This is a genomic window from Geobacillus jurassicus NBRC 107829, from assembly GCF_001544315.1.
Taxonomy (GTDB): Bacteria; Bacillota; Bacilli; order Bacillales; family Anoxybacillaceae; genus Geobacillus; species Geobacillus jurassicus.
The window spans coordinates 1-3,329 of the sequence record NZ_BCQG01000102.1 but is presented as its reverse complement, the minus strand read 5'-3'; the positions used below and the strand labels follow the sequence as shown (position 1 = coordinate 3,329).

Genomic DNA, 3,329 nt, shown 5'->3' with positions numbered 1-3,329 from the left:
AAGGTGATTTGACCCCGAGCGGCGGCGAGCCGCAGCTGGACAATGCGAAAAGCGGAGGCCGCCTGCCTATCGGCGAAACGCGCTGAGAGGCCTGCGAGCGGGCTTAGCCCGCCGCAGCAGGACTCGAAGCGTCGCAAGCCGATGGCGGCCGGAGCTGGACAACGAAAAGCGCAGGCTCGCGGCTTCTTCCGACGGTTATCTAGTTTTGAAGGAATGAAAAAACTCTTGACAGCTCAGCGCGAATCATTATAATAGTAAATGTCTAAAGAGATGGCATTTCACAGCGAAACAGTGAATTGCCCATCGTTATGATTCCGCAGTAGCTCAGTGGTAGAGCAATCGGCTGTTAACCGATTGGTCGCAGGTTCGAATCCTGCCTGCGGAGCCATCGTGGAGAGCTGTCCGAGTGGTCGAAGGAGCACGATTGGAAATCGTGTAGGCGCCAACAGCGCCTCAAGGGTTCGAATCCCTTGCTCTCCGCCACTATCCATCAGCATGGCCCGTTGGTCAAGTGGTTAAGACACCGCCCTTTCACGGCGGTAACACGGGTTCGAATCCCGTACGGGTCATTTCCTTGTGGAGGATTAGCTCAGCTGGGAGAGCACTTGCCTTACAAGCAAGGGGTCGGCGGTTCGATCCCGTCATCCTCCACCATTACTTACGAAGAAAGATGTTATCGTCGCGCGGTGGAGCAACGAGCATCCACTTCGTCGAATCCGCTTCGAGTTGCCTCGACGCATCTCGCTTCCTTGAATCAGCTAGTAGAGGAAGAGGCAACGAATAGCACACTCAGAGCATTATCAAAACTTACTGGTTTCCTTATCGTCGCGGGGTGGAGCAGTCCGGTAGCTCGTCGGGCTCATAACCCGAAGGTCGCAGGTTCAAATCCTGCCCCCGCAACCAAAAATGGTCCCGTAGTGTAGTGGTTAACATGCCTGCCTGTCACGCAGGAGATCGCGGGTTCGAGTCCCGTCGGGACCGCCATTGTTTCAAAATTGCGAAAAGAGAAAATGAATAGCTTGGCAGCAACGAGCATATGCATCTTCGAATGTGTTGCGTGTTGCCTCGACGCATCCAGCTTCTTCGAATGAGCTGGCAGAGGAAGAGGCACAACAGCAACCAATGAGCATGGTGAAAAGAAAATATGGCTCGGTAGCTCAGTCGGTAGAGCAAAGGACTGAAAATCCTTGTGTCGGCGGTTCGATTCCGTCCCGAGCCACCATATAATTAAGATACGCATGCCGACTTAGCTCAATTGGTAGAGACGAGCATCCGCTTCATCGAATAAGTTGCGAGTTGCCTCGACGCATCCTGCTTCTTTGAATCGGCTAGCAGAGGAAGAGGCACAGAGCTCAACAATGAGTCACTTTCCTCATTCATATCGTGCCGACTTAGCTCAATTGGTAGAGCAACTGAATCGTAATCAGTAGGTTGCGGGTTCAAGTCCTGCAGTCGGCACCATCTTGGAGGGGTAGCGAAGTGGCTAAACGCGGCGGACTGTAAATCCGCTCCCTTTGGGTTCGGCGGTTCGAATCCGTCCCCCTCCACCATTTTAACAAAGGGGCATAGTTTAATGGTAGAACAGAGGTCTCCAAAACCTCCGGTGTGGGTTCGATTCCTACTGCCCCTGCCATTTTTATGATCATTATGGCGACTATGGCGAAGTGGTTAACGCACCAGATTGTGGCTCTGGCATGCGTGGGTTCGATTCCCACTAGTCGCCCTTGCTCTTTGGCGTTGGGGTATAGCCAAGCGGTAAGGCAACGGACTTTGACTCCGTGATGCGTTGGTTCGAATCCAGCTACCCCAGCCACGAATGCGGAAGTAGTTCAGCGGTAGAACACCACCTTGCCAAGGTGGGGGTCGCGGGTTCGAGTCCCGTCTTCCGCTCTCGATCAAGGCGGCATAGCCAAGTGGTAAGGCAGAGGTCTGCAAAACCTTTATCCCCGGTTCGAATCCGGGTGCCGCCTCCATCTAATGAATAAAAAGTGTTGACAGATGTAAGATGATTTGATAAAATATTGATTGTCGCGCCGATGTGGCGGAACTGGCAGACGCGCACGACTCAAAATCGTGTGGGGTAGCCCCCCGTGTGGGTTCGACTCCCACCATCGGCATCGAAAATAGGAGAAAGGCTTTAGGGACAAGGGGTTTCACATAAGTGAAATCCCTTGTTTTTTTATTTACCGAATACGATTCGAGAAAAGAAAATCGTGTGCGTACAATCGTGCTCGGTGAGGTGAAATGGAAAGTGGGAAGAATAGAAAATGAGAGAGAATTGCAGAGAAAGAGCAAGAGAGGAAGAAGAGGGGAGCTAAGTCGTGAGGAGTTGTTGCTAATATCTGACGACATCGGAGAAATTGAATACACATTTGAGGAATTGTTAGAGATACTGTAGATGAGCATTTTTCATTACAATAATTTCCATAATCAAAGAGACAAACAGGGTCCCCCTTAGGCGACATGGAGCTGTTTTTTGATCACATCAATGGGAATATCTTGTTTTGCTGCATCGTAAATGAATTCAACCAAGCTGTGTCCTTTCCGAGCCCGAAGCAGCTCCAACCCAGCCGAAAGATTCTGATGGAATTCAGCGATGCTATACACGCAAGCCAACAACACGGTCACCCAGTACCGTTTGACGGCTCGAACGTGGCGAACGCGATACCCATCGAGCTGCAGCTGGTCTTTCGCCTGCCGGAAAAAGCATTCGATCGTCCAACGCTGGGCGCAGCAACGCAAGATCTCTTCATCGTCGAGCTCCCGATCGGTGCTCAAGACGACATGGATGTAAATTATCATTTTATTTCAGCACAAAACGTCTATTTTTTTGCACATTCTTTCAGAAAGCCCTCTCCCCTTTTCTGAAGGAATGTGCTAAATTTTTTGTGAATTGTTTCGGACGAAGATTTCCATTCGTTTCAGGGGGGAGGAAGTGTGATCCAGTTTCATGACTTTGGCATTGACATTCAAACGTATACGGATCGTGGGAAAGAGAATGATTTTCCCGACGTGAACCAATGCCCCCACTGTCCATCCCGTCGCCCCTTGCACCGTCATGGATACTACCAACGCTATGCCTTGACGGCAGAGGGGGAATATCGCCTTTGGATTGTTTTCTGCAAAGAAAAAATACAGAGTTTTGCAAGGAAAAGTGCAGAGAATTACAACTTGACATGGAGCCTCTGGGGGCGTGATTAAAAAGCCAGGAATCCAGCAATATCAAGGGCTGGCTATGCCTAAAAAGGCTATCACGCCCCCCACTCCATGTCAAGTTGGCCTAAGCCAAATTCTCTGCAGATCTCTGTATTTTTATTTTGCAATAAACA

The 3,329-nt window shown here is 50.4% G+C and carries 15 tRNA genes and 2 pseudogenes; 16 read left to right on the top strand and 1 reads right to left on the bottom strand.

What is annotated here, in order from left to right:
* Nucleotides 1–313: 313 nt before the first annotated feature.
* The 15 genes from GJ1_RS17235 (at nucleotide 314) to GJ1_RS17165 (ending at nucleotide 2,117) form a co-directional block, all read left to right on the top strand.
* Nucleotides 314–388 (top strand) — tRNA-Asn (locus tag GJ1_RS17235).
* Between the two features lie 4 nt (nucleotides 389–392).
* A tRNA-Ser gene (locus GJ1_RS17230) sits at nucleotides 393–483 on the top strand.
* A gap of 14 nt (nucleotides 484–497) precedes the next feature.
* Nucleotides 498–569: transfer RNA gene (locus GJ1_RS17225), tRNA-Glu, on the top strand.
* 9 nt (nucleotides 570–578) lie between these two features.
* A tRNA-Val gene (locus GJ1_RS17220) sits at nucleotides 579–654 on the top strand.
* A 172-nt stretch (nucleotides 655–826) separates the two neighbouring features.
* Nucleotides 827–903 (top strand) — tRNA-Met (locus GJ1_RS17215).
* A gap of 5 nt (nucleotides 904–908) precedes the next feature.
* Nucleotides 909–984, top strand: a tRNA-Asp gene (locus tag GJ1_RS17210).
* Nucleotides 985–1,146: 162 nt separating this feature from the next.
* Nucleotides 1,147–1,222 (top strand) — tRNA-Phe (locus GJ1_RS17205).
* Between the two features lie 163 nt (nucleotides 1,223–1,385).
* Nucleotides 1,386–1,461 (top strand) — tRNA-Thr (locus GJ1_RS17200).
* A 4-nt stretch (nucleotides 1,462–1,465) separates the two neighbouring features.
* Nucleotides 1,466–1,550: transfer RNA gene (locus GJ1_RS17195), tRNA-Tyr, on the top strand.
* A 9-nt stretch (nucleotides 1,551–1,559) separates the two neighbouring features.
* Nucleotides 1,560–1,633, top strand: a tRNA-Trp gene (locus GJ1_RS17190).
* 17 nt (nucleotides 1,634–1,650) lie between these two features.
* Nucleotides 1,651–1,723 (top strand) — tRNA-His (locus GJ1_RS17185).
* A 15-nt stretch (nucleotides 1,724–1,738) separates the two neighbouring features.
* Nucleotides 1,739–1,813: transfer RNA gene (locus tag GJ1_RS17180), tRNA-Gln, on the top strand.
* 5 nt (nucleotides 1,814–1,818) lie between these two features.
* Nucleotides 1,819–1,890: transfer RNA gene (locus tag GJ1_RS17175), tRNA-Gly, on the top strand.
* A 9-nt stretch (nucleotides 1,891–1,899) separates the two neighbouring features.
* Nucleotides 1,900–1,973: transfer RNA gene (locus tag GJ1_RS17170), tRNA-Cys, on the top strand.
* 59 nt (nucleotides 1,974–2,032) lie between these two features.
* Nucleotides 2,033–2,117, top strand: a tRNA-Leu gene (locus GJ1_RS17165).
* Nucleotides 2,118–2,454: 337 nt separating this feature from the next.
* On the opposite strand, the pseudogene GJ1_RS17155 reads toward GJ1_RS17165, so the two are convergent.
* Nucleotides 2,455–2,793 (bottom strand): annotated as a pseudogene (locus GJ1_RS17155) (transposase); the annotation flags it as partial.
* Between the two features lie 144 nt (nucleotides 2,794–2,937).
* Between GJ1_RS17155 and GJ1_RS18155 the strand changes: the two are divergent.
* A pseudogene (locus tag GJ1_RS18155) lies at nucleotides 2,938–3,141 on the top strand (DUF6431 domain-containing protein); the annotation flags it as partial.
* Nucleotides 3,142–3,329: the final 188 nt, after the last annotated feature.